This window comes from Streptomyces scopuliridis (genome assembly GCF_042790125.1).
Classification (GTDB): Bacteria; Actinomycetota; Actinomycetes; order Streptomycetales; family Streptomycetaceae; genus Streptomyces; species Streptomyces scopuliridis_A.
On sequence record NZ_JBHTZS010000030.1, the window covers coordinates 37,768 to 62,707 of the forward strand.

Annotated in this window: 25 protein-coding genes and 1 pseudogene; 11 read left to right on the forward strand and 15 right to left on the reverse strand. The window is 70.8% G+C overall.

Features of this window, described 5'->3' with window-relative positions:
• Positions 1-368 (forward strand): tectonin domain-containing protein (locus ACFRKB_RS31645; RefSeq protein WP_383110045.1); only part of this gene is annotated, 368 nt, incomplete at its 5' end.
• Positions 369-455: 87 nt separating this feature from the next.
• On the opposite strand, the gene ACFRKB_RS31650 is transcribed toward ACFRKB_RS31645, so the two are convergent.
• Together ACFRKB_RS31650 and ACFRKB_RS31655 are read right to left on the reverse strand one after the other, a co-directional pair.
• Positions 456-854, reverse strand: coding sequence for a RidA family protein (locus ACFRKB_RS31650; RefSeq protein WP_383110046.1), 399 nt, complete (start codon positions 852-854; stop codon positions 456-458).
• 123 nt (positions 855-977) lie between these two features.
• Positions 978-2,012 (reverse strand): LysR family transcriptional regulator, encoded by a 1,035-nt coding sequence (locus tag ACFRKB_RS31655; RefSeq protein ID WP_383110047.1) that lies wholly within the window; start codon positions 2,010-2,012, stop codon positions 978-980.
• A gap of 190 nt (positions 2,013-2,202) precedes the next feature.
• Between ACFRKB_RS31655 and snpA the strand changes: the two genes are divergently transcribed.
• Together snpA and ACFRKB_RS31665 are read left to right on the forward strand one after the other, a co-directional pair.
• Positions 2,203-2,859: a snapalysin gene (snpA, locus tag ACFRKB_RS31660; protein ID WP_383110048.1), complete on the forward strand. Its 657-nt coding sequence runs from the start codon at positions 2,203-2,205 to the stop codon at positions 2,857-2,859.
• Positions 2,860-2,963: 104 nt separating this feature from the next.
• Complete coding sequence (locus ACFRKB_RS31665; protein WP_383110049.1) at positions 2,964-3,620, forward strand: regulatory protein RecX; 657 nt, start codon at positions 2,964-2,966, stop codon at positions 3,618-3,620.
• 68 nt (positions 3,621-3,688) lie between these two features.
• Here the strand turns inward: ACFRKB_RS31665 and ACFRKB_RS31670 are convergent, their stop codons facing one another.
• From ACFRKB_RS31670 to ACFRKB_RS31690, 5 genes are all read right to left on the reverse strand, one after another.
• On the reverse strand, positions 3,689-4,132 hold the full coding sequence (locus tag ACFRKB_RS31670) for a DUF6304 family protein (protein WP_365971140.1): 444 nt from the start codon (positions 4,130-4,132) through the stop codon (positions 3,689-3,691).
• A gap of 43 nt (positions 4,133-4,175) precedes the next feature.
• Entirely contained in the window at positions 4,176-4,760 is a 585-nt protein-coding gene (locus tag ACFRKB_RS31675) for a dihydrofolate reductase family protein (protein WP_383110050.1), read from the reverse strand.
• Positions 4,761-4,890: 130 nt separating this feature from the next.
• Entirely contained in the window at positions 4,891-5,547 is a 657-nt protein-coding gene (locus ACFRKB_RS31680) for a GNAT family N-acetyltransferase (RefSeq protein ID WP_383110051.1), read from the reverse strand.
• 106 nt (positions 5,548-5,653) lie between these two features.
• Positions 5,654-6,694, reverse strand: a complete 1,041-nt coding sequence (locus tag ACFRKB_RS31685) for a family 2 encapsulin nanocompartment cargo protein polyprenyl transferase (protein WP_383110052.1) — start codon at positions 6,692-6,694, stop codon at positions 5,654-5,656.
• A gap of 176 nt (positions 6,695-6,870) precedes the next feature.
• Entirely contained in the window at positions 6,871-8,277 is a 1,407-nt protein-coding gene (locus ACFRKB_RS31690; RefSeq protein ID WP_383110053.1) for a family 2B encapsulin nanocompartment shell protein, read from the reverse strand.
• 213 nt (positions 8,278-8,490) lie between these two features.
• On the opposite strand from ACFRKB_RS31690, the gene ACFRKB_RS31695 reads away from it, so the two are divergent.
• Both ACFRKB_RS31695 and ACFRKB_RS31700 read left to right on the forward strand, forming a co-directional pair.
• The gene (locus ACFRKB_RS31695) at positions 8,491-9,081 is read left to right on the forward strand and encodes an N-acetylmuramoyl-L-alanine amidase (protein WP_383110054.1); all 591 of its coding nucleotides are present in this window, start codon (positions 8,491-8,493) and stop codon (positions 9,079-9,081) included.
• A 132-nt stretch (positions 9,082-9,213) separates the two neighbouring features.
• Positions 9,214-10,173: a 1-aminocyclopropane-1-carboxylate deaminase/D-cysteine desulfhydrase gene (locus ACFRKB_RS31700; protein ID WP_383110055.1), complete on the forward strand. Its 960-nt coding sequence runs from the start codon at positions 9,214-9,216 to the stop codon at positions 10,171-10,173.
• On the opposite strand, the gene ACFRKB_RS31705 is transcribed toward ACFRKB_RS31700, so the two are convergent.
• Positions 10,155-11,750: a Na+/H+ antiporter gene (locus ACFRKB_RS31705; protein WP_383110056.1), complete on the reverse strand. Its 1,596-nt coding sequence runs from the start codon at positions 11,748-11,750 to the stop codon at positions 10,155-10,157. The two genes, ACFRKB_RS31700 and ACFRKB_RS31705, sit on opposite strands and share 19 nt — an antisense overlap.
• A 35-nt stretch (positions 11,751-11,785) precedes the next feature.
• On the opposite strand from ACFRKB_RS31705, the gene ACFRKB_RS31710 reads away from it, so the two are divergent.
• The 3 genes from ACFRKB_RS31710 to ACFRKB_RS31720 all read left to right on the forward strand — a co-directional run bounded on the left by ACFRKB_RS31710 (position 11,786) and on the right by ACFRKB_RS31720 (position 13,684).
• Positions 11,786-12,046, forward strand: coding sequence for a UBP-type zinc finger domain-containing protein (locus tag ACFRKB_RS31710; RefSeq protein ID WP_383110057.1), 261 nt, complete (start codon positions 11,786-11,788; stop codon positions 12,044-12,046).
• Between the two features lie 244 nt (positions 12,047-12,290).
• Positions 12,291-12,704, forward strand: a complete 414-nt coding sequence (locus tag ACFRKB_RS31715) for an ATP-binding protein (protein WP_383110058.1) — start codon at positions 12,291-12,293, stop codon at positions 12,702-12,704.
• A complete protein-coding gene (locus ACFRKB_RS31720; protein ID WP_383110059.1) occupies positions 12,701-13,684 on the forward strand; it encodes an RNA polymerase sigma factor SigF in 984 nt (327 codons plus the stop codon). Before ACFRKB_RS31715 ends, ACFRKB_RS31720 begins: the two co-directional genes overlap by 4 nt.
• A 33-nt stretch (positions 13,685-13,717) precedes the next feature.
• Here ACFRKB_RS31720 and ACFRKB_RS31725 read toward each other — a convergent pair whose 3' ends face one another.
• Positions 13,718-14,158 (reverse strand): hypothetical protein, encoded by a 441-nt coding sequence (locus ACFRKB_RS31725; RefSeq protein WP_383110060.1) that lies wholly within the window; start codon positions 14,156-14,158, stop codon positions 13,718-13,720.
• A gap of 172 nt (positions 14,159-14,330) precedes the next feature.
• Here ACFRKB_RS31725 and ACFRKB_RS31730 point away from each other — a divergent pair, with 172 nt between their 5' ends.
• Complete coding sequence (locus ACFRKB_RS31730; protein WP_383110061.1) at positions 14,331-15,299, forward strand: diacylglycerol/lipid kinase family protein; 969 nt, start codon at positions 14,331-14,333, stop codon at positions 15,297-15,299.
• A gap of 317 nt (positions 15,300-15,616) precedes the next feature.
• The gene (locus ACFRKB_RS31735) at positions 15,617-15,874 is read left to right on the forward strand and encodes a WhiB family transcriptional regulator (protein ID WP_004937597.1); all 258 of its coding nucleotides are present in this window, start codon (positions 15,617-15,619) and stop codon (positions 15,872-15,874) included.
• A gap of 175 nt (positions 15,875-16,049) precedes the next feature.
• Here the strand turns inward: ACFRKB_RS31735 and ACFRKB_RS31740 are convergent, their stop codons facing one another.
• The 3 genes from ACFRKB_RS31740 to ACFRKB_RS31750 form a co-directional block, all read right to left on the reverse strand.
• Positions 16,050-17,546 carry a PAS domain-containing sensor histidine kinase gene (locus tag ACFRKB_RS31740; protein WP_383110089.1) on the reverse strand — a complete coding sequence of 499 codons (1,497 nt, stop codon included), beginning with the start codon at positions 17,544-17,546 and terminating at the stop codon, positions 16,050-16,052.
• Between the two features lie 356 nt (positions 17,547-17,902).
• The gene (locus tag ACFRKB_RS31745) at positions 17,903-18,973 is read right to left on the reverse strand and encodes an SIS domain-containing protein (protein ID WP_383110062.1); all 1,071 of its coding nucleotides are present in this window, start codon (positions 18,971-18,973) and stop codon (positions 17,903-17,905) included.
• Between the two features lie 154 nt (positions 18,974-19,127).
• Positions 19,128-20,354, reverse strand: a complete 1,227-nt coding sequence (locus tag ACFRKB_RS31750) for a PP2C family protein-serine/threonine phosphatase (protein ID WP_383110090.1) — start codon at positions 20,352-20,354, stop codon at positions 19,128-19,130.
• A 167-nt stretch (positions 20,355-20,521) separates the two neighbouring features.
• Here ACFRKB_RS31750 and nagB point away from each other — a divergent pair.
• A pseudogene (nagB, locus tag ACFRKB_RS31755) lies at positions 20,522-21,292 on the forward strand (glucosamine-6-phosphate deaminase); the annotation flags it as partial.
• 93 nt (positions 21,293-21,385) lie between these two features.
• Here nagB and ACFRKB_RS31760 read toward each other — a convergent pair.
• From ACFRKB_RS31760 to ACFRKB_RS31770, 3 genes are read right to left on the reverse strand one after another with little or no spacing between them, the layout of a single operon-like run.
• A complete protein-coding gene (locus tag ACFRKB_RS31760; RefSeq protein ID WP_383110063.1) occupies positions 21,386-22,939 on the reverse strand; it encodes a glycoside hydrolase family 3 protein in 1,554 nt (517 codons plus the stop codon).
• Between the two features lie 8 nt (positions 22,940-22,947).
• A complete protein-coding gene (locus ACFRKB_RS31765) occupies positions 22,948-23,853 on the reverse strand; it encodes a carbohydrate ABC transporter permease (protein ID WP_383110064.1) in 906 nt (301 codons plus the stop codon).
• Complete coding sequence (locus ACFRKB_RS31770; protein ID WP_383110065.1) at positions 23,850-24,845, reverse strand: carbohydrate ABC transporter permease; 996 nt, start codon at positions 24,843-24,845, stop codon at positions 23,850-23,852. The genes ACFRKB_RS31765 and ACFRKB_RS31770 overlap by 4 nt, the downstream gene beginning before the upstream one ends.
• Positions 24,846-24,940: the final 95 nt, after the last annotated feature.

The following is a 24,940-nucleotide window of genomic DNA, read 5'->3' on the forward strand; positions in this document are numbered from 1 at the left end:
ACACCGGCCACGACACCAACCCATGGATCGGCATCCCCGGAAAAGCCGTCGACATCGGAGTAGCCGCCGACGGCACCGTCTGGCACGTCAACTCCGCAGGCGGCATCTACCGCTACACCGGAGACCAAGGATCCACCGACTGGATCCCCGTCTCCGGCGGCCTCACCCGCATCTCCGTCGGCTCCAGAACACACGTCTGGGGCGTCAACTCCCTCGGCCAGATGTACCGCTACACCGGCCACGACACCAACCCATGGATCGGCATCCCCGGAAAAGCCGTCGACATCGGAGTAGCCGCCGACGGCACCGTCTGGCACGTCAACTCCGACGGGGGAATCTACCGGTACATCGGAGACCAGCCGAGCTGACCTCGGGCAGGACTCCGAGGGCCCCTGGAATCCGCCGGGATCGCGGGGCCCTCATCCGGTATCCGCCGGGCGCTGTCACCACGCCCGTCAGGGGGCCTCGGCCACCGCCGTGATCTCCACCAGCTGTCCCGTGTATCCGAGGCAGGTGACTCCGAGCAGGGTGGAGGTGTGCGGGGCCAGGGTGAGGTCGCTCTTGCGGACCACCTCCCAGACGCGGCTGAGATCGGCCGGTTCCGTCGCGGCCACGTACACCGTGGTCGCCACGACATCGGACAGGCCGCAGCCGATCGCGCGCAGGGCGGTTTCCAGGTTGGCGAGAACCTGCTCCGTCTGGGCCACGAGATCGCCGGGGCCGACCAGTGTTCCGTCGGCGTCGAGCGGTACGGAGCCGGCGAGGAAGGCGAGGCGACGGTCCGTATCGATGACCGCGGTGTGCGCGTAGTCGGGGGGCGGGAACAGGCCGGGCACGGTCATACGGTGAGCCATGGTCACTCCTCGGGGGCCGCCCGTCGGATACGGGCACGGACTCCTGCCTACTCAGCCGGGCCCGCACCGATCAACCGGTTTTCCGACTGTCCGGCCCTCACCGCGTACGGCGCCCCGGCCCTCTCAGGCCGCCGGGGCGTGCAGCAGTGGGCTCTTGTGGGCGGTCAGCCATCTGCGGTAGTCGACCGCGCGCAGCGCCGCCTCACGGTACGACGCCTCCAGATCCGCGAACACCAAGTCCCGGCCGGACCCCAGGCCGCCCACGCCCGCCCACGCCACGCCCGGCCCCGCCGCCTCCGGTCGCGCCCCCGCCTCCGGCCCCGCCCCCACGTCCGGCCGCGAGAACAGCAGCAGCCGCACCGCCAGCGGATCGTCCCGCAGCGGACGGATCGCCATGTCGTCGCGCGGGCCCGAGGTCGGCTGGCAGGGCGCGACCGCCTCGCCGACCGCGATCAGTGAGGCCGCCGTGAGGTAATCCCCGTGCAGCACCGGCGGGTTGAGCCCGGCCGCGCCCAATACCCGGAGCAGGCCGTCCCATTCGCCGTCCACCGTCGGATCGACCATCCAGCGGTCCTCGGCGAGATCCGCCAGTTCCACCACCGGGCTGCCGGCCGCCGGATGGTCCCGGGCCATGGAGATGAACTGCGGTTCCCGTTCCACCAGTACGCGCCGCTCCAGCCCCTCGGGAACGAGCAGGGGGCAGCCCTCCACCTCGTGTACGAAGGCCACGTCGAGCTGGCCGACGGCGAGCATCCGCAGCAACGCGTTGGCGGAGACGTCCATATGGAGCGAGATATCCGTACCGGGCAGCCGGTTTCTGAGCCGGCGCAGCCATCCCACCAGCGCCCGGCTCGCGGTGGAGCCGATCCGCAGCCTCGGCCCGTCGGCCAGGCCGGCCGCCACCCGCGCCTCGGTGACCAGGGCGGCCATTCCGGAGACGAGCGGGCGGGCCCGGCTCAGTACCGAGCGGCCCAGCGGGGTGGGCCGGCAGCCGGTACGTTCCCGGGAGAACAGCTCCGCGCCCAACGCGTTCTCGATACGCCGCAATTGTGTCGTCAGGGATGGCTGGCTCATCCCCAGCTGTCGCGCCGCCTTGTGCAGACTGCCGGCATCGGCAATGGCACACAGGGCACGCAGATGTCTCACCTCCAGCTCCATGCCCCGAGAGTAGAGCGGCCTCCGGCACCACACCAGATGTTCAAATCGCTGTAATTGGACGCGCATTCGACGAATTACGGCCAGGGTGATGCCCTGGTGTTATCGCTCTTTGACATCATCCGCACAAGGGCGGACTCCCCGAGACTCGGCGGTACCCAACCCGTTCGACGAACGAGCAGGAGCCCCCCACATGAGACACCCCAAGACCGCCATTTCCGCCATCGCCGGTATCGGTCTCGCCTTCGCGACGCTCGGTGTCGCGCCCACCGCCACCGCCGCCCCGGCCCCCGCCGGCGAGGCCACCACCTCCTCGTACGCCGCCTACGAGGGCTCCAAGGCGGAGGCCGCGGGCAACAAGGCGTTCTTCGACGCCGTACTGAAGTCGGTCGCCGAGAAGCGTGCCGCGAACCCCGGTGCCGCGGCCGTCACCGTGGTCTACAACGCGTCGAACGCGCCCACGTTCGCGAGCCAGATAGCCAGCTCCACCTCGATATGGAACAGCGCCGTCTCCAATGTGAAGCTCCAGGCGGGCAGCAACGCGGACTTCACGTACTACGAGGGCAATGACTCGCGCGGCTCGTACGCGAGCACCGACGGTCACGGCCGCGGCTACATCTTCCTGGACTACCGGCAGAACCAGCAGTACAACTCCACCCGCGTCACCGCGCACGAGACCGGGCACGTCCTCGGCCTCCCCGACAACTACTCCGGCCCGTGCAGCGAGCTGATGTCCGGCGGCGGCCCCGGCACCTCCTGCCAGAACGCCCAGCCGAACGCGGCCGAGCGCTCCCGGGTCAACGCCCTGTGGGCGAACGGCCTCGCCGCCGCGCTGGCCAAGGTCTCCTGACCTCCCCCACGGAGACCATCCGCCCGACCTCCCTCGCGTGACGGGGGCGCCCCGAACCCACCAAGGGGCGCCCCTTCACGTGTGCCCCTTGGTAACGTCCCTCGGTGGACTTCAGTACGGAGACCGGCGCGTCGCCCCACCGCGAGCCGCATCGGACCATCGAGGGCGATTTCGAGACACTCCTGACCGTACGGGCCGACCGCCCGGACCGGGTCGCGTGTCTCCACGACTGGGCCGTCGCCCATGGCCTCGCGGTCACCCACGGCGTCCTGGACCGCGGCCGCACGCCGTCCCGGCCGACGCTCACCCTGCCCGGTACGGGCACCGTCGACGAGCAGCGCCGGGCCGTCGAGCGGTGTGCGGAGCGCCTCGCGGCGGCCGGATTCCCCGTCGTACGGACCAGGCTGGTGGCGGCGCCCTGGAACGAGGGCGTGCCGCAGACCGACGCCGAGGCCGCGGCGCTGCCCGCGTACTGCCACTTCGAGCATCGCGTCACGCTGCGGCTGCCGATCCCGTACGACACCCAGCGCCTGGCGGCGGTCGCCGAACGGCACGGCGCGCATGTCTCGCGCGCCGCGCGCCGGGTGCTGTCCCGCGGGGTCCAGGAGCGCTCCGTGACACAGCGCGCCCGCGGTGTCGGCAGACCGGCGGCGCGCGCCCGGCTGGACGCGCTGCTCGACGGCCTGATAGTGGCCGGATTCCAACCGGCCGACATCGCGGAGGAGTTCGTCCTCCACGACGACGCCCCGGTCCCGGACTAGGGCCTGTCTGACACATAGCGCCGTCCGCCCGGAGGGCGGGGCTCGGGCCTGTCCGGGGGCTCAGTTCGTCAGGACGCTCCCACCAGCGGCCGGTCGCCCAGCTCCGTACCGTCCGGCAGCTGGCGCCGGATCCGGCCGAGCGCCTCCTCGAAGCCGCCCCCGGCGATCCCCGACGCGTAGGCCGCCCCGCCGCAGTGCAGCGTCAGGCTCAGTTCGGCCCGGCCGACCGGCCCTTCGGCCGCCCGCTCACCGAGCGTCAGCAGACAGCTGAGCGTGGCCTGCTGGACGGCGCCGGCCGAGCTGACCGGCAGCGGTATGTCCCATTCCATGACGCAGGACGACAGCAGCCCGCCGGCCCCCACCGCTTCCAGGACGGCGAAATCCGCCCCTTCGTACTCAACTCCCCTGATGTGAGTACGTACGTGCTGTGCACCCGCGCTCAGGGTGATCGCTTCCGCGCCCAGGCGGTCCCGGTACCAACCCGCCCATGAATCCGTCGACTCCGCTGTCATGGCGCGGACTGTAGCGGTAGCGGATCTTCCGTCGCAGCACGGGTCACGGCTTCCGGTCATACTTCCTCACGAGCACACCGTTCCCGAACGTCCTGACGGACTCCAAGGTGAACTCGCCAAGGGCGAAATCCGTCGCGAACATCGGCATCCCCGAGCCGAGGACCAGCGGATACGTCTTGATGATCAGCTCGTCGATCTCCTCGGTCAACTGCCCCGCGAGATCGGCGCCGCCGCAGAGATAGATCCCGAGCCCGCCCTCCTCGGCCTTCAGCTCCCGCACCTTCGCGGCCACGTCCCCGGAGACGATCTCGACCGCCGGATCCGGGCTCTCCTTGATGCTGCGCGACACCACGTACTGCCGCAGATGCGCGTACGGACTGGTGACCCCGGCCTCCAGGGCGAGGTCGTAACTGGCCCTGCCCTGGATGATGGTGTCGAAGTGACGGTTCTCCAGATCGTCGATACCGAGCGGGCGACGGCCATGGGTGGGCAGCGTCTCCGGGTACTCCTCCTTCAGGAACGCGAACAACTCCTCGTCCACGAAGGACAGGAAGGCCGTGGCGTCGCCCGAGGGGGCGCCGATGAAGCCGTCGATCGATACCGCGATGAAGTACGTGAGCTTGCGCAAGCCGGATCCTCCGGGCCTCTGGACGACAGGAACGGGCCGGCGTCCCCGAGAAGTCACCCCGGCCGCCTGACCACTGCACTCATAGTGCTTTGGGTGTAGTGGTGACGCAAGCGGATTTCCCCTGCCCTTCTCAGCCGCCCCGCGGTTCCCGCCACATGGGCCACATGTGCGGCCCGTCCGGCAGATCGACCGTCCTGCCCATGAGGCCGAACCCGAGCCGTTCGTACAGCCGCCGGCTCCGCTCGCTGCTCGCCTCCAGATAGGCCGGAAGCCCCTCACGGTCGCAGCGCTCCAGCACGGGTTCGATCAGCGCCCGGCCCAGCCCCCGGCCCTGGTGCTCCGGGGACACCGCGATCATCAGCAGATACGCGTGCGCGCGGTCGTGCGGATGGATCGCGCCCGTCAGCCGGCCGACCAGCTCGGTCCGCTCGTTGTCCGGATCGGCGATCGCCCGCATCCGGGCCGGGGTGTCGTCCTCCTCCTCCGGCGGGCCCGCCGGCACCGGGAGCCAGAGCGCCATGCCCGTCTCGTCCTCCAGGAGGTCCACCCACCCCTCGGCGAGCGCGACATCGGCGAACACCCCGAGGAAGAGCCCGTGCACCCGGTGGCGGTGGGCCTTGTCGGGGAAGATCCAGCAGCTCACGGGGTCGTCGTCGAATGCCTCTTCGAGCAGCCGTACCAAGGCGGGCCGGTCGCTCTCCCCCGCCCGTCTGATCCCGGCCGGCCTGATCCCCGCCCGTCCTGTCCCGGCCCGTTCCGTCCCCGCCCGTTCCGTCCCCGCGCCCATCCTCTGGCCCTCCTCCGGATGACAACCCTCGCGTCAATACGACGAGCTGATCCTAGAGTTGGGCGGAAAAATGCCCTACGGCCGCGCCGACGGGTCCTCGCGCGCCTCAGCGGGTACGGCGCGTCACGAACTCCGCCAGGGCCAGCAGATCGTCCGCCGCCGACAGATCGGGGACCGCCCGGGACAGTTCGTGCACGGCCCGGGACATCCGCTCGGCCGCCTGGAACTGCGCCCAGTCGCGCCCGCCCGCCCGTTCGACGGCCGCAGCCGCGCGCGCCACCGCCCCGGCGTCCATCGGCCCCCGGTACAGCTCGGCCAGCTCCTCTCCCGCCGGGGTGCCAGAGGCCAGGGCCGCGACCACCGGCAGGGACTTCTTATGGGCGGCCAGATCCGCCCCGGCCGGTTTGCCCGTACGGTCGGGGTCGCCCCAGATCCCGATCAGGTCGTCGATCAGCTGGAAGGCGAGCCCCGCCTCCCTCCCGAAGGCGTCCAGCGCGGCGACCTGTTCCTCCCCCGCGCCCGCGTACAGCGCGCCGAGCGCGCAGGAAGTGCCCAGCAGGGCACCGGTCTTGGCCGTCGCCATGGCGACACACTCGTCCAGCGAGACCTCGTGCGGATCGCGCTGCTCGAAGGCGCAGTCCGTCTGCTGGCCCGCGGACAGCTCGATGACGCAGGCCGCGAGCCTGGCCGAGGCCGCGGCCGACGCCGGGTGCGGGTCCTCGGCGAGCAGCCGCAGCGCGAGGGCCATCATGGCGTCGCCCGCGATGATGGCGTCGGCGGTGCCGAAGACCGTCCAGGCGGTGGCGCGATGCCGCCGGGTCGGGTCCTCGTCGATCACATCGTCGTGGAGCAGCGTGAAGTTGTGCGCCAGTTCGACGGCGACGGCGGCCCGTACGGCGTGGTGCGGATCCCCGCCGAGCGACCGCGCGGCGGCGAGGACGAGCGCGGGTCTGATGGCCTTGCCCGCCCGGCCCGAGGCCGGGGTGCCGTCGGCGTGCTCCCAGCCGAGGTGGTACATCGCGACCCGGCGCAGGGAATCGGGCAACGATTCGACGGTGGAGCGCAGTTCGGGGTGGACAGCGGTGCGGGTGCGCTCCAGGAGTGCCACGGCCTCGTGGCCCTCGGTGGCGGCATCCGTGCTGGTCATGGTCACGGTCACTTCCTCTGCGGCACGAGGCGTGCGGCCTGTCCCACGGACATGGGACGGGGGACAGGGGGTGGGGACCAGGGCCTGTCCGGACACCGGGTGCCGGTGCCCGGGTGCCCGGGTGCCCGGGGCCGGCCGTACGAAGGAGCACAGCCGGCCCGTCCGGGCCGGTCACCTCACCCCCAGCGCCCCACTTCCACGTTCTCCAGCACACCCACGGCGTCCGGCACCAGAATGGCGGCCGAGTAGTAGGCCGTGACCAGGTACGAGATGATCGCCTGCTCGTCGATGCCCATGAAGCGGACGGACAGGCTCGGCTCGATCTCGTCCGGGATCCCGCTCTGCTGGAGGCCGATGACACCCTGCTCGGCCTCGCCCGTACGCATACAGATGATCGAGGTCGTCCGGGCGTCCGAGATCGGGATCTTGTTGGACGGGAAGATCGGCACCCCGCGCCAGGCGGGCATATGGTGGCCCGCCACCTCCACAGTGGCCGGAACGAGCCCCCGCTTGTTGCACTCGCGGCCGAACGCGGCGATGGCCCGCGGATGCGCGAGGAACATCTTCGAGCCACGCCGGCGGGAGAGCAGCTCGTCCATGTCGTCCGGGGTCGGCGCGCCGTCGTGCGGCTGGAGCCGCTGCCCGTAGTCGCAGTTGTTGAGCAGACCGAACTCGCGGTTGTTGATCAGCTCGTGCTCCTGGCGCTCGCGCAGCGCCTCGACCGTGAGCCGCAACTGCTGCTCGGTCTGGTTCATGGGCTGGTTGTAGAGGTCGGCGACCCGGCTGTGCACCTTCAGCACGGTCTGCGCGACGCTCAGTTCGTACTCGCGCGGCGACGCCTCGTAGTCCACGAACGTATGCGGCACGACGCTCTCGCCGACATGCCCGGCGGAGAGATCGATCGCGGCCTCGCCGTACTTGTTGGTGCGCTGGTGCGGTACGGACACGACCGCCGCCAGATGGTCGCGCAGCGAGTCCTCGCGCTCCGCGAGGTTGCGTACGTCCCGTCGGCTCAGCACCAGCACGGTGCAGGCCGTCGCCGCCCTCGCGGTGTACTCCCAGGTCGCCTCCCCGTCCACCAGGGCCTGGTCGCCGAAGTACGCCCCGTCGGCGAGTACTTCGAGCACCGCGTCGTCCCCGTAGGGGCCCGAGCCCACCTTCTCGACCCGGCCGTGCGCCAGCAGAAAGACCTCGTCCGCCGCGTCGCCGGCGGCCACCATGACCTGGCCCGCCGCGAACTCCCGCTGCTCGCAGCGGCGCGCCAGCTCGGACAGCACACCCTCGTCGTCGTACGCGCGCAGCGCCGGCAGCTCGCCGAGCTCGGCGGGGATGACCGTGACCCGGTCCCCCGTCTGCACGAACGTCACGCGTCCGTCGCCGACCGCGTAGCTGAGCCTGCGGTTCACCCGGTACGTACCGCCCTGGACCTGCACCCAGGGCAGCATGCGCAGCAGCCACCGAGAGGTGATCTCCTGCATCTGCGGTACCGATTTGGTGGTGGTCGCCAGGTTCCTGGCCGCGGCCGTTCCAAGACTCTGCTGGGACGGCGGCTGCGCTGCGAGAACCTCGTTACCAACCGACATGAAGTCTCCCCTTCGATCATGTACTGACCTGCGAGAAGAATGGTTCCAGCACGTGGCGTACACGCGCCATTACACATATGAGTGGGACTGGATGACGCAGAACGGGGAACTACACGCGCACGTTCATTACGTCCGGACGCGGCGCACCGCGCACCGAACCCCCGCATCGAACCCCACGCCGAACCCCCCACAGCGAACCGCAAGGAGTCCCCCATGGCCTCACCCATGTCCGCGGCCCAGTTCCTCGACGCCCTGAAGAGTGAAGGGCTGACCGTCGTCGAGGTCGGCGACTGGCGCACCCACAACCGCGACCGCCAGGGCCCCTGGGGGCCCGTGCACGGCGTGGTCGTCCATCACACCGTCACCCGGGGCACGGACGCCACGGTGCGGCTGTGCAGGGACGGCCACGACGCGCTGCCGGGGCCGCTGTGCCACGGCGTGATCGCCAAGGACGGCACGGTCCATCTGGTCGGCTACGGACGCGCCAATCACGCGGGACCGGGCGACGGCGACGTGCTGAAGGCCGTGATCGCCGAGAAGCGCCTCCCGCCGGACAACGAGGCCGACACCGACGGGAACCGGCACTTCTACGGCTTCGAGTGCGAGAACCTGGGCGACGGCGAGGACCCGTGGCCCGAGGCCCAGTTGGCGGCCATCGAGAAGGCCGCGGCGGCGGTCTGCCGGCACCACGGCTGGGGCGCCGGGTCGGTGATCGGACATCTGGAGTGGCAGCCGGGCAAGGTCGACCCGCGCGGGTTCACGATGGACGCGATGCGGGACCGCGTCCGCGACCGCCTGAAGTGACGCGCTCCAGGGGCGGGCAGTGCCGGGGTCTGTCACGGGGCGGGGTCTGTCACGGGCCGGGGTCCGTCCTACGAAGCCCCGCACCGGTTGGCGCCACAGTGCCCGGCCCTCGGGTGGCGCCACAATGAAGGCGTGCCCCGCCATGAAACGCCCGACCTCGCCGCCGCTCTGCGGCCCCGGCTGCCCTCGCCGCTGGTGCCCGCCGACGACGAGCGCTTCGCGCGCCACGGCGTACGGCTGCTGCTCAAACGCGACGATCTGATCCACCCCGAACTGGCCGGCAACAAGTGGCGCAAACTGGCGCCGAATCTGCGGGCCGCCGCCGCGAGCGGCCGGCGGACGCTGCTGACCTTCGGCGGCGCGTACTCCAACCATCTGCGCGCGACCGCCGCCGCCGGCCGGCTCCTCGGCTTCGCCACCGTCGGTGTCGTACGGGGCGACGAGCTGGCGGACCGGCCGCTCAATCCGTCGCTCACCCGGTGCGCGGCCGACGGGATGCGGCTGTGTTTCGTGGACCGCGCGGCCTACCGGCGCAAGTCGGAGCCCGAGGTGCTGGCCGCCGTACTGGGCCGCGCGGGGCTGGAGCCCGGCGCCGTGTACGTCGTACCGGAAGGCGGCAGCAACGCGCTCGCGGCCCGGGGCTGCACCGAGCTGGGCCGCGAGCTGCGCGGCGTGGCCGGGACCGTCGCCGTGGCCTGTGGCACCGGCGGGACGCTCGCGGGGCTCGCCGCCGGGCTCGGCAGCGGTCAGCGGGCCGTGGGATTCCCGGTACTCAGGGGCGACTTCCTGGAGCGGGAGATACGGGAGCTCCAACAGGCCGCGTTCGGCGGCCCCGTCGGCGACTGGCGGCTCGACGGACGCTTCCACTTCGGCGGCTTCGCCCGTACCACCCCCGCGCTCGACGCGTTCGCCGAGGAGTTCGGGGAGCGGCACGGGCTGCGGGTGGAACGTCTCTATGTCGCCAAGATGCTGTACGGGCTGACCGCGCTGGCCGAGGAGGGCGCGTTCCCGCCGGGCACGACCGTCGCCGCCGTCATCACGGGCCGGCCGGAACCGTCCGGGCCGGAGCCGCCTCAGCCCTCCTCCCGGTAGGCCATCGCCTCCTCCAGGTCCAGTCTGCGCAGCAGCGTCCGCATCATCTCGTCGTCGATCCGCCGCCGGTCCCGCAGCTCCACGAACACCGCGCGCTCCGCCTCGATCATCTCCCGGGACAGCCGCCGGTAGGTGTCGTCCGCCGACTCCCCCGTCACCTCGTTGACGGCTCCGAGCCGCTCCCAGACCGCGTTGCGGCGGCGCTCCAGGACGGCACGGAGCCGTTCGGCCAGCGGCGGCGGCAGCGCGTTGCGCTCATCGGCCAGCAGGGCGTCCAGCCGCCGTTCCGCCGCCCCCGACGCCTCGCTCTGCGCCTGCGCCTCGGCCAGGGTCTCGGCCTGCCGGTCGCGGCCCGGGAGCTTCAGCAGCCGGATCAGCGGCGGCAGTGTGAGCCCCTGCACGACCAGCGTGCCGATCACGGTCGTGAAGGTCAGGAACAGGACGAGATTGCGCCCGGGGAACGGCCGGCCGTCCTCCATCGTCAGCGGGATCGAGAACGCGATCGCCAGCGACACCACACCGCGCATCCCGGCCCAGCCGACGATCAGCGGCGCGGTCCAGTTGGTGTCCGGTTCGCGCTTCCTGATCCCGGGGAACAGCGCGCGCGGCAGGAAGGTCGCCGGATAGACCCAGACGAATCTGACCGCCACGACCACCACGAATACGCCCAGCGCGTACAGCAGCGATTCCCCGACCCCGTACTCCCCGAGTCCCCTGACCACATAGGACAGCTGGAGTCCGATCAGCGCGAACACCGCCGACTCCAGCACGAACGCGACCATCTTCCACACCGCCGCTTCCTGGAGCCGCGTCGCGAAGTCCACCTGCCAGGAACGGTGTCCGAGATAGAGCGCGACCACCACGACGGCCAGCACCCCGGACGCGCCCACGTATTCGGCCAGCGCGTAGGCGAGGAACGGGATGAGCAGCGAGAGGGTGTTCTGCAGCAGCGCCTCGGTCAGATGCGTACGGAGCCAGTGCAGCGGCACCATCAGCACCAGCCCCACCCCGATGCCGCCGAGCGACGCCAGCGCGAACTCCCCGATCCCGCCGGCCCAGCTCGCGCCCGCGCCGACCGCCGCGGCCAGCGCCACCTTGAACGCGGTGATCGCCGTCGCGTCGTTCACCAGGGACTCACCCTGGAGGATGGTCGTGATCCGGTTCGGCAGCCCCAGTTTGCGCGCGATGGCCGTGGCGGCGACCGCGTCCGGCGGCGCGACGACGGCGCCGAGCACCAGCGCCGTCGTCAACGGCAGATCGGGCACCAGCAGATACACCAGCCAGCCGACCGCGACCGTCGCGAACAGGACATACCCCACCGACAGCAGCGCGACCGGCCTGATGTTCGCCCGCAGATCGAGATACGAACTGTCCACCGCCGCCGTGTACAACAGCGGCGGCAGCACCAGCGGCAGCACGACATGCGGATCCAGTGTGTAGTCCGGTACACCCGGCACGTACGAGGCGCCCAGCCCCGCGGCGACCAACAGCAACGGCGCGGCGACCGGCGTCCTGCGGGCCGCGCCGGCGATAGCCGCGCTCCCCGCCACCAGCGCGATCAGCGGCAATACGTCCATTCCACGTCCTCTGCACCCGTCGTAACCTGGTCATCATGAGCGAGTGCCCCCACGTCGCGGAACTGCCGCGCCCCGAGCCCGCGCCGCGCGCGGACACCTGCCGCGACTGCCTCGCGGCCGGCAGCCACCCCGTACAGCTGCGGATCTGCCTGGTCTGCGGAGAGATCGGCTGCTGTGACTCCTCGCCCTACCAACACGCGACACAACACTTCAAGGACACGGGTCATGCCGTGATGCGGAGTTTCGAACCCGGGGAGAGCTGGCGGTGGTGCTTCGTGGACGGTTCGATCGTCTGACGACTGGGTACGTCAACCCTCCGCCGGTTCTTCGTAATTGGACGCCACAGACCTCTAGCCACTTTCTGTGTTCATATGCTTACCATGAGTGACAGTCGCCGGGAGGGGGTCCCGGCGACACAGCACCATGGATCGCGATAGCGTCGCCACTCCAGACCGGCTACGTACCGACTACGTACCGCAAGGCTCCGGGACATCCCCTGTCCCTGAGCCCAGAAGAGCTTGTGCCACCTTGGAGGTGAGGGTGTCCCAGATCGCAGGCGAGCCCGGGACCCAGGACTTCGTGGAAGTCCGGCTGCCCGCTGCGGGTGCCTACCTGTCCGTGCTGCGTACGGCCACGGCCGGCCTCGCGGCGCGCTTGGACTTCACCCTCGACGAGATCGAGGACCTCCGCATCGCGGTGGACGAGGCCTGCGCGATCCTGCTCCAGCAGGCCGTACCGGGCTCCGTACTCAGCTGCGTCTTCCGGCTCATCGAGGACGCGCTCGAAGTGACCGTGTCGGCGCCCACCACCGACGGGCGCGCGCCGGAGCGCGACACCTTCGCCTGGACAGTGCTCTCCGCGCTGGCCGGCAAGGTCGAATCGACGGTCGCGGAGGACCGTACGGTCACGATCAGCCTGTACAAACAGCGCGGCGCGGGACCCGGGCCGGCGTGAGGAACGGGGACGGTCCGGTGCGTGACGAGGGGCGCATCCCACGGGAGCCGCGGGAAGGGCACGAAGCTCCGTCGGAGCCGGTGCCCTCCCCCGCGGGCATCCCGGAGCAGCAGGCCCGTCCCCACCCGGAGGACGGACTTGACGGCCAGACGGCCGCGGCGGAGCAGGCGCAGGCAGAGCGGGCGGCCACTATGAGCGAGCAGCACAACGACAAGCACCACGATCCACATGACCGCAGCGGTGCGCGGGCGATGTTCATCGAGCTGCGCAAGCTGCCCGACGGCTCGCCCGAGAAGGCGGACCTCCGCAATCAGCTGGTGCGGATGCATCTGCCGCTGGTCGAGCATCTGGCGAGACGGTTCCGCAATCGCGGCGAGCCGCTGGACGATCTGACGCAGGTCGCCACCATCGGTCTGATCAAGTCCGTGGACCGGTTCGATCCGGAGCGTGGTGTCGAGTTCTCGACGTATGCGACGCCGACGGTCGTCGGGGAGATCAAGCGGCATTTCCGCGACAAGGGCTGGGCGGTCCGGGTGCCGCGCCGCCTCCAGGAACTGCGGCTCGCCCTGACGACGGCCACCGCCGAACTCTCCCAGCAGCACGGCCGTTCGCCCACGGTCCATGAGCTGGCGGAGCGGCTCGGCATCTCGGAGGAAGAGGTCCTGGAGGGCCTGGAGTCCGCCAACGCGTACTCCACACTCTCGCTGGACGTCCCGGACACGGACGACGAGTCCCCGGCGGTCGCGGACACGCTGGGCGCGGAGGACGAGGCGCTGGAGGGCGTCGAGTACCGCGAGTCGCTCAAGCCGCTGCTGGAGGATCTGCCGCCACGAGAGAAGCGGATTCTGCTGCTCCGGTTCTTTGGCAATATGACGCAGTCGCAGATCGCGCAGGAGGTCGGCATCTCGCAGATGCATGTCTCGCGACTGCTGGCCCGTACGCTCGCGCAGCTGCGTGAGCGGCTGCTGGTGGAGGAGTAGAGCGGTACGGGGGCCCTGGCGGTACGGGGGCTCTCAGCTCCGGGAGCCGTCGGCCGGGCCGCGGATGCCGAGGGCTTCCGTGGTGGTCGGGTTGACCAGCAGGACCAGCCCCGCCACCGCGACCACCGCGAGCGCGATACCGGCCGGGATCATGCCGCCCGTGGAGGTCAGCAGCGTATAGGCGACGGGCAGCGCCATGATCTGGGTGATCAGTGCGGGCCCCCGGCTCCAGGCGCGCCGCAGCAGCAGCCCGCGCGCGGCGATCAGCGGGATGACACCGAGCGCGATCAGCGTGATCCCGCCCATCTCCGCCTGCTGCGGGCTGTCGGGCTTCCCGAGCAACCCCATCACCAGCAGATACACACCGCCGATGACGAGCGCCAGGGCTTCGAGCCCACAGGCGCCGGCCGCCGCGGTCAGGCGCGGGGGGCGCGGGGAGGATGCGGGGGCGGTCTGCTCGCTGCTGCTGCTCACCCCTTGAGGGTAACCACAGGGCCGCCGCGCACCCCCCGACAGGCCCCGCGCTCCCGGCCCGGCGGACCCCGCCGTCCTCGCCCGGCGGACCCCGCCGTCCCGGCCCGGCGGACCCTGGGGTCCCCGGCTCCCGGGGACGACCCTCCGGCGCCCGGCCGGTAATCTGCTCGGCATGCGCGCACTTCTCGTGGTCAATCCGGCAGCAACCACCACCAGTGCCCGCACACGTGACGTACTGATCCACGCGCTCGCCAGCGAGATGAAGCTGGAAGCGGTGACCACGGAATACCGCGGACACGCCCGTGACCTGGGCAGACGGGCCGCCGACTCGGACGATGTCGAGCTGGTCGTCGCCCTCGGCGGTGACGGCACGGTCAACGAGGTCGTCAACGGGCTGCTGCACAACGGCCCCGATCCCGAGCGGCTGCCACGCCTCGCGGTGGTCCCCGGCGGTTCGACGAATGTCTTCGCCCGCGCGCTCGGGCTCCCCAATGACGCGGTCGAGGCGACCGGCGCGATCCTGGACGCGCTCGCGCTGCGGAGCGAACGTACGGTCGGTCTGGGACTGGCGGCCGGGACACCGGGCACCGAGGACGAGTCCGTGCCGTCCCGCTGGTTCACCTTCTGCGCCGGCTTCGGTTTCGACGCGGGGGTGATCGGACGAGTCGAACAGCAGCGGGAGCGCGGGAAACGATCGACGCACGCGCTCTATGTGCGCCAGGTGGTACGCCAGTTCCTGGAAGAGCCGCACCGGCGGGGCGGGTTGATCACACTGGAACGCCCCGGTGAGGATCCGGTGAAAGATCTTGTCCTCTCCATAATCTGCAACACCGCCCCCTGGACCTACCTGGGCAATCGTCCGGTGTACGCGTCGCCCGCCGCCTCTTTCGATCTCGCTCTCGATGTCCTCGGACTGAGCAGAATGTCGACTCCCGCGGTGGCCAGATATGCGACCCAATTGCTCACTTCTACCCCTGATCGCGGCCCCCGCGGACGCCATGCGGTGTCTCTTCATGACCTGACCGACTTCACCTTGCATTCCAAGGCGCCCCTCCCGTTCCAGATGGACGGCGACCACCTCGGACTGCGTACGAGCGTGACGTTCACAGGCGTACGCCGTGCACTGCGTGTGATTGTGTGAGTGGAAGGGGTCAAAGTCCTTTCACTCGAACGTTTAGGCTGGCATCCACCCCATGGAAGTACGGCTGTGACCTAGTCGACACCGAGGAATCAAAAAAAACTTTCCAGAAGGGGTTGTATCCGCCGCCGAGGTTTGCGAATCTCTACATGGCGCTCGGGACGGCCCGCTTCACCGGCCTCCCTGAGAGCCAGAACCCCTCCTCAAACCAAGGACTCCACCAGTTTCCGCTGGCGGTCAGCCCTTCCCTTGTCGGGGGATTCGTGAAAGCGTTCACATTCACAAGCAATCTGCATGTAATACCAAGAGAGGTAGCAGCCATGGACTGGCGTCACAACGCCGTTTGCCGCGAGGAAGACCCCGAGCTGTTCTTCCCCATCGGCAACACCGGTCCTGCGCTGCTGCAGATCGAGGAAGCCAAGGCCGTCTGCCGTCGCTGCCCCGTCATGGAGCAGTGCCTGCAGTGGGCACTTGAGTCCGGTCAGGACTCGGGTGTCTGGGGTGGCCTCAGCGAGGACGAGCGCCGCGCCATGAAGCGCCGCGCGGCTCGTAACCGGGCGCGTAACGCGACCGCCTGAAGCACCCCGCCAACGAGCCCTGGCCGGCGGAGCGTACAGCGTGTACGCATAGCCCCGCCCCCGAAACGCAGCGCGCAGTACCCCCCGATGCGCATCGCAAAGTGAGCTTCGAGCCGAGCCCCGGACCGTCACCACGGTCCGGGGCTCGCTGCTGTGCTGGACGGTACGGGGGGGGTTACTTCTGGGGCTCCACCGGAATGTCCAGCATCACGCGCGTACCGCGCACCGGCGCCGGCACCATGTCGAAGCCGCCGCCCAACTCCCCTTCCACCAGGGTCCGTACGATCTGGAGCCCCAGATTCCCGGCGCGCTGCGGATCGAACCCCTCGGGCAGACCGCGCCCGTCGTCCTGGACGGTGATCATGAGGCGCGCGTCCGACCGGGCCCCCTCGCCGCGCTTGGTCCCCGGCGCGTCACCACTGCGGACCGCCGAGACATCGACCCGGCCCTCCTCTCCCGGCGCGAAGGCGTGCTCCAGCGCGTTCTGGAGAATCTCGGTGAGCACCATCGAGAGGGGCGTGGCCACTTCGGCGTCGAGCACGCCGAACTTTCCGGTACGGCGGCAGACGACCCTGCCGGGTGAGATCTCGGCGACCATCGCCAGCACCCGGTCGGCGATCTCGTCGAACTCGACGCGTTCATCCAGATTCTGAGACAGCGTCTCGTGCACGATGGCGATCGAGCCGACGCGCCGTACGGCCTCGTCCAGGGCCTCCCTGCCCCGCACGGAGTCCATCCGCCTGGACTGGAGCCTGAGAAGCGCGGCGACCGTCTGGAGGTTGTTCTTCACCCGGTGGTGGATCTCCCGGATGGTGGCGTCCTTGGTGATCAACTCACGCTCGCGGCGGCGCAGTTCCGTCACGTCGCGGAGCAGCACCAGCGAGCCGATCCTGGTGCCCTTGGGCTTGAGGGGGATGGCGCGCAGCTGGATGACCCCGCCGCTGCCCTCCACCTCGGTCTCGCGGGGCGCGTAGCCGCTGGCCAGTTTGACCATGGCCTCGTCCACCGGGCCGCGCGCGGGGGCCAGTTCGTCGGTGGTGCGGCCGAGATGGTGTCCCACTAGGTCGGACGCGAGTCCCAATCGGTGATACGCGGAAAGGGCGTTGGGGCTCGCGTACTGGACGACCCCGTCCGCGTCCAGCCGGATCAGCCCGTCACCGACGCGCGGGGAGGCGTCCATGTCGACCTGCTGGCCGGGGAAGGGGAAGGACCCGGCGGCGATCATCTGGGCGAGATCGGAGGCGGACTGGAGATAGGTGAGCTCCAGCCGGCTGGGCGTGCGGACCGTGAGCAGATTGGTGTTGCGCGCGATGACCCCGAGGACACGGCCGTCGCGCCGTACGGGGATGGACTCGACCCGTACGGGCACCTCCTCGCGCCACTCGGGGTCGCCCTCCCGGACGATGCGGCCCTCGTCGAGCGCCGCGTCCAGCAGTGGCCGGCGGCCTCGGGGGACGAGATGGCCGACCATGTCGTCCTGGTAGGAGGTGGGCCCGGTGTTGGGGCGCATCTGGGCGACGGACACATAGCGGGTGCCGTCGCGGGTGGGGACCCAGAGCACGAGGTCCGCGAAGGAGAGGTCGGAGAGCAGCTGCCACTCCGAGACCAGCAGATGCAGCCACTCGAGGTCGGACTCACTGAGGGCTGTGTGCTGGCGTACGAGGTCGTTCATGGAGGGCACACAGGCGAGCGTACCCGCGGCGTGAACCAGGGCGAACCGAAGTCTGTACTGGAGGGTACGAAGGGAAATAGGCTCGGTACACGCATGGACAGGCCAGAATGGTCTAGTCCACAATGGTGTATGAGCCTCCGCCCTCCCCGCACAGGAGGGTGGACCGAGGTGCCGGCGCTCTCTGCCCTGACTGCGACGGGACCTCTCCCCACGGCCACGCGGGACCGCACACCCTTCCCCTGCCAGGGGCGGGGAGACCCCATGGCCGTTGCAACTCCGGGCTGCGGTGCCGGACGGGTTGAGGGTCCCGTCGCGGCGCCGCGGCCCGCGGGTACGCACCCCGTCCCGGAGCCCTGTCAGTCCGTCTCCGGTGTCTTCGCCATCGTGCGCGGCGCGTCCGGATCCTGGCCCCTGGCGATGGCGACCTCGTGGGCCAGCAGCTGGAGCGGCAGGATCTGCAGGAGCGGCTGAAGCTCCTCCGGAACCCCGTCCGTCGGCAGCACGAACCCCGCCGACGCCGCTTCGACCTCCGCCCGGGATCCCACCACGAACAGATCGGCGCCCCGGGCCCGCAGCCGCGCGAGGACCGCCTGAAGGGCCTCACCGCCCTTGCCCTCGGGGACGATCGCGATCACCGGCGAGATGTTGTCGACCATCGCCAGCGGACCGTGCAGCAGATCCGCGCCGGAGTAGGAGAGCGCGGGGATGTAGCAGGTCTCCATCAGCTTGAGCGCGGCCTCCTTCGCCGTCGGATAGCCGTAGCCCCGGGAGATGATCACCATCCGCTCGGCGAAGCGGTAGCGCGAGGCGAGCGTCCGTACCTCGGCCGTGCGCGCCAGCACCCGTTCCGCGAGGTCCGGCAGATCGCCTGCCGCCGCGCCGTCACGGCCGCCGAGCGCCTCGGCGAAGAGATACAGCGACAGCAGCGAGGCGGTGTACGACTTGGTGGCGGGCAGCGCCCTCTCCGGGCCCGCCAGGACGTCGATATGGAACTCCGCCACGGCGGTCAGCGCCGAGTCCGGGTTGTTGGTCACCGCGAGCGTGGTCGCGCCGGCCTCCCGCGCGGCCCAGGTGGACGCCACCAGATCCGGCGAGCCGCCCCACTGGCTGACGCCGATGACCAGGACGTCGGTGAGGTCCGGCTTCGCGCCGTACGCCGTCGTCGTGGACATGGAGGCCAGTCCGCAGGGCAGGCCGCACCGGATCTCCAGCAGATACTTCGCGTACAGCGCGGCGTGGTCGGACGTACCGCGGGCGGTGAGCAGGACGAAGCGCGGCTTGCGCGCGGCGATGGCCGCCGCCACCTCGCGGACGCCGGGCGTACCGTCCCGGAGGATCCGCCGCAGCACGGCGGGCTGCTCCGCGACCTCCGCGGACATGATGCCGCCGGCCCGCTCGCACGACTCGCCCGGCAGCGCGGCAGACATGCTGGGTGCCTCCCAAGTCGGTCATACCCCTCGGCCCCTCCCAGTCGACCACGGGCCGCCGCACCCCCGCCACCGGGCCGGCACCGGGCAGCCGTGAGGCTCGCCGTCGGGGAGCCGCCGGGCCGCCCCCGCCCGCCAACGCCGCTCCGGCCGCTCAGAGCCGGACGATGACCAGGGCCGTGTCGTCGGTGGCCCCCTGGGGCGGCAGGAGGTCGAACAGGAGCGCGTCGGCGAGGGATTCGGGGTCGGCGCCCCGGTGGCGGGTGAGGGAGCGGGCGAGCCGGGCCAGGCCGGTGTCGATGTCCTCACGGCGGCGTTCGATCAGCCCGTCGGTGTACAGGACGAGGGTGTCCCCCTCGGTGAAAGCGGTGGCGGCCTGGGGGCGGGGGACGTGCTCCGGACGGGCGCCGAGCGGCGGGTCGGTGGCCCGGTCGAGGAATTCGACGCCGCCGTAGGTGTGCAGCAGGGCGGGCGGCGGATGGCCCGCGCTGCTGTAGGCGAGGGTGTGGCTCTCCCAGTCGATGGAGATCTCCACGGCGGTGGTGGATTCGGCGCCGTCGACGGAGCGGGCGTACAGGCCGAGGACGTCCAGGGCCTCGGCCGGGCCGTCGGCGACGCGGGAGGCGGCGCTGAGCGCGCTGCGCAGCAGGCCCATGACGCCGGCGGCGTGCAGGCCGTGGCCGACGACATCGCCGACGGAGACCCCGATGCGGTCGCCGGGCAGGTCGATGAGGTCGTACCAGTCGCCGCAGACGTTCAGGGCGCCGGCGGCGGGCCGGTACCGTACGGCGGCCCGGTGGTGGCCCACGTCCGCGGGGGCGGGCAGCATCGCCTTCTGGAGGACGAGGGCGACCTCGCGTTCGCGGGCGTGGGCGAGGCGCAGGCGTTCGTTGACCTCCTGGAGTTCCCTGGCGCGGGTGTACAGCTCGGCTTCGAGCACGGCGGTGCGGGAGCTGTCGGGGGAGCCGCGGGCCTTGATGAGCTGGGTGACCTCTTCCACCCGGTGCACCACCAGGGCGACACGGCCGTCGGGGCCGAACAGCGGGGCGTTGACCGGGCTCCAGTAGCGCTCCTCCCATTCGCCGGGCCGCTCGACGGACTGGACGTCGTAGCGCTGGAGGGCCATGGCGTCGCGCTCGCCGGTGGCCACCACGCGCAGCAGCGAGGCGCTCAGGTTGCGCATGCCGCTGGCTTCGGGGTCGTCGGGGTTGTCGGGGAACACGTCGAACAGATACCGGCCGATCACCTGCTCGCGGGTGCGCCCGGCGGAGAGGAGGTACGCCTCGTTCGCGTCCGCGTAGACCAGCTCGGGTGTCACCAGCGCCACCATGCCGGGCAGCACCTGGAACACCGCCGCGTAGTCGATCACCGCATCCGTCACCGAGTCCGTCATGCCGTGCCCGCCTTCAGCGCCCTTCACCACCGGGTGTTCCTCACGATAGGAGCACCCGGGCGGGCGTGCCGGACAACCCGGCCGGCCCTGGGCACCCCTCTGCTAGAATTGGTCTATACCACAAAAGTCTCGTTTCCAGATTGGGTGGGCCCAGCGTGGAAGTTGTCATCGTCCAGAACGCCGCGGCAGGTGGCGAGCTCATCGCGGACAGCATCGCCGGCCTGCTGCGCCGCAAGCCCGACGCTCTGCTCGGCGTGGCCACCGGCTCGACCCCCCTGCCCATCTACCGGGCGCTGACGGCCAAGGTGCGCTCCGGCGAGGTGGACGCCTCGCGCGCGCGGATAGCCCAGCTGGACGAGTACGTGGGCCTGCCCGCGGGCCACCCCGAGTCGTACCGCTCGGTGGTTCTGCGCCAGGTCGTCGAGCCGCTGGGACTGAGCGAGGGCTCCTTCATGGGCCCGGACGGCGCCGCCGAGGACGTCCAGGCGGCGTGCGAGGCGTACGACCGCGCGCTGGCCGAGGCCGGCGGGGTGGACCTCCAGCTGCTCGGCATCGGTACGGACGGGCACATCGGTTTCAACGAGCCCTGCTCCTCGCTCGCCTCGCGCACCCGTATCAAGACGCTGACCCGGCAGACCCGCGAGGACAACGCGCGCTTCTTCGACAGCCCCGAGGAGGTGCCGCACCATGTCATCACGCAGGGCATCGGCACCATCCTGGAAGCCCGCCATCTGGTGCTGCTCGCCACCGGCGAGGGCAAGGCGGAGGCGGTCGCGCAGGCCGTCGAGGGCCCGGTCGCCGCGCTCGTACCGGCCTCCGCGCTCCAGCTCCACCCGCACGCCACGGTCGTGGTGGACGAGGCGGCGGCGTCCCGGCTGAAGCTCGCGGACTACTTCCGCGCCACGTTCGCGACCAAGCGGGAGTGGCTGGCCACCTGCGCCCCCCGCGACACGCGGGGGCGGGCCCCCCCCCGCCAGGGGGCGGCCCGGCACCGTCGCTTCAGCGGCAGTCCCGGACGTTCACTCCCGGCGTCCCGTGATGACCTCCGCGGCGGCCCGTCCGCAGACCCGTGCGGCGCCGTGGGTCGCGATGTGCAGGGCACCGCGGGGCTCCGCCTCGTTCACGCCCATCTCCACCACGACCGTGCCCGGTCGGGCGGCCAGCACGGCGTCCAGGGCTTCGGACATCCAGTGGTGGCGGTGCGCGTCGCGTACGACGGCGACGATCGTGCGGTCGCCCGCCGCCGCGAGCAGTTCGCCGGCCAGCGCGGCCGGGTCCGTACCGGCCTCTCCGGCGCCGCCGTACGAGCCCGTCCGCGTACCGGGAAGCAGCCGCCCCAGCTCCGCCGCGACGCCCCACGGGGTCTCGTCCCCGACGGCGATGTTCGCGACGGGGGTGAACGCGGCGACGTACGGCGCTTCCGTGAGCGGCTCCGCACCGCCTGTCACCCGCACGGCGCGGCGGGCCGCGACGAGGCCGATCTCCGGGTCCGGCGCGATGGTCGCGGTGCCGGGCGCGGTCCCCTCCTGCGAATCCGCGCCCGGCTCCGAAGCCCCCCTGACCCGGCGCGTCCAGTCGGCGAGTCCGCGCACCCGCGCGGCCGCGTCGGCCAGTCGCTCCTCGGGCAGTTCGCCGTTCCGTACCGCCGCCACCAGCGCGTCGCGCAGCCGCAGCACGGTCTCCTCGTCCGCCAGGCCGCCGCCGACACAGATGGCGTCGGCGCCCGCGGCGATCGCGAGGACGGAGCCGCGCTCGATCCCGTACGCCGAGGCGATGGCCCGCATCTCCATGCCGTCGGTGACGATCGGGCCCTGGAAGCCCAGCTCCTCGCGGAGCAGACCGGTGAGGATCTGCGGGCTGAGGGTCGCCGGGCGGTCCGGGTCGAGCGCGGGAAGCAGGATATGCGCACTCATGACCGATTTGGAACCCGCCGCGATGGCCGCGCGGAAGGGCAGCAGGTCACGGGCGTGCACGGTGTCCAGGTCCACGTCGATACGGGGCATCGCGTGGTGCGAGTCCACGGAGGTGTCGCCGTGGCCGGGGAAGTGCTTGGTGCAGGCGGCGACCCCGGCGCTCTGCAGGCCCTCCACATACGCGGCGGTGTGCCGCGCCACGAGCGCCGGGACGGCGCCGAAGGACCGTACGCCGATGACCGGGTTGTCCTGGTTGGAGTTCACATCGGCCGAGGGGGCCCAGTTGAGGTTGACCCCGCACTCGGCGAGCCGCCGGCCCAGCTCCCGGGCGACGGCCCGGGTCAGGTCCACGTCGTCGACGGCGCCCAGGGCGTAGTTGCCGGGGAAGGAGGAGCCGTGCCTGACCTCCAGCCGGGTGACATCGCCGCCCTCCTCGTCGATCGCGACGAGGACGTCGTCCCGCTCGGCGCGCAGCCGCTCGGTGAGCGCGGCGAGCTGGTCGGGCGAGGCGATGTTGCGGCCGAAGAGCCCGACGGAGGACAGGCCCTCGCCGAGACGGCGCAGCAGCCAGTCGGGGGCGGTCGTACCGAGGAAGCCGGGCTGGAGCACGGCGAGCGCGTCACGGGTGAGGGTGTCCGTAGTGCTTACGAGGGTCGTCATCGGCGGTTCTAGCCCTTCACTGCGCCGGAGGTGAGGCCGGTTGCCATGTACTTCTGCACCAGGAGGAAGAAGGCCACGACCGGGATGGCGATCAGGGTCGAGGCGGCCATCAGGGCTCCGTAGTCGATGCCGCGCGAGGTCGTGAAGTTCATCAGCCACACGTTCAGCGTGTACTTGTCATTGTCCTGGAGGACGACATAGGCGAGGAGGTACTCGTTCCACGCCGTGATCAGGGAGAAGATCGCCGCCGCCGCGAGACCGGGAGCGAGCAGCGGGAACGTGACCCGCCAGAAGGCGCCCATCCGGCTGCAGCCGTCGACCATCGCGGACTCCTCCAGCTCCGGCGGGATGTTGACGATGAAGCCACGGATCATCCAGGTCGCGAAGGGCAGCGTCGAGACCAGATAGATGACGATGACGCCCCAGTACTCGTTCAGCCCGCCCAGGTCGTTGAGCTGGATGTAGATGGGGATCAGCATCGCGGTCGGCGGCAGCAGCTGCACGACGAGCAGCACGATCATGAAGAACTTGCGGCCGCGGAAGCGGAAGCGGCCGATCGCGAAGGCGGCGATGACGGCGAGCAGCATGCCGCCGATGACCGCGACGCCGCAGACGATCAGGCTGGACTGGATGGCCGTGCCGAAGTTCGGCTGGTCGATGGCCCGCTGGAAGTTGTCGAAGGTGAGCGAGGAGGGCCAGAGGGTCTGGTCGTAGCTGCGGATCTCGTGGTTCGGCCGCAGGGCGCTGATGATCAGCCAGTAGACCGGGAAGGCCATGAGGACGAAGACGACCAGGCCCGCGATGTTGTAGACGAGCCGGTTCTTCTTGCGGTCCTGGCGAAGGACCTGCGGGGTGCCGGGACCGGCGCCCCGCTCGGTGTCCGGGCGGAGGGCCTGGGAGGTGGAGGCGCTCATTCGACCTCTCCGATCTTGAGCAGCTGACGCAGGTAGTACACGGCGACACCGGAGAGCAGCAGGACCGTGATGAGGGAGATGGCCGCACCCTGGCTGAACGAGTTGGACTCGAAGGCCTTCTCGAACGAGTAGATCCCGAGGACCGAGTACTCCGGCTCCGGCTTGTTGCCACGGATCAGGAAGATCTGGCCGAAGATATTGAAGTCCCAGAGAACGGACAGCGTGGCCACCATCTGGAACACCGGCTTGATGACCGGCCAGGTGACGAAGCGGAAGACGCCGGCCACGCCCGCGCCGTCGAGGGCCGCGGCCTCCTCCAGCTCCCGGGGGACCTGTGTGAGCGCCGCGTAGAGCGTGACGGCGACGAAGGGGATGGCGCCCCAGACGACGACGGCCCCGATGATGAGGAAGCCCTGCTTGGGGTCGAGGAACCAGTTGTGGCCCTGGGCGTCGATCCCGAGGTACTTGGTCAGCACCATGTTCAGGACGCCGTAGTCGGAGTCGGCGAACCAGCGGAAGATGGACGTCGCCACCAGCAGCGGCATCGACCAGGCGGCCACCAGCGCGGCGGTGAGCAGCAGACGTACCCAGGTGTCCATGCGCTGCATCAGCATGGAGATACCGAGCCCGATCCCCATGGTGGCCACCACACAGGCGACCATGAAGATGATGGTGCGCCAGACGACGGCCCAGAACTCGCCGTCGCCGAGGATGTTGGTGAACTGCTCGAAGCCCACCCAGGGGGCGGCCTCCCCGGTCCACAGCTCACGGCGGCCGACGTCCTGGAAGGACATGAGGATCGTCTTGATGAGCGGCCAGACGAAGACGGCGGCGATCGCGACGAACGCGGGAGCTATCAGGAGGTACGGCAACAGCGCCCCGGCCTTGCGCCGCTTGCGCTGCCCGCCCGCGGGCGGCTGGGAGCCGGATCTCTCGGGGACGCGTGCGACGGCTACCGGAGGGTCGGCTGCTTTCATGTCGGCGGCACTCACTGTGCTGGCCTTCCGTTCGGACCTGGTACCGGAGGACGGGGGGCGGCGGAGCCCTCGCGGGCCCGCCACCCCCCTGTGACCTAAGCGATCAACAG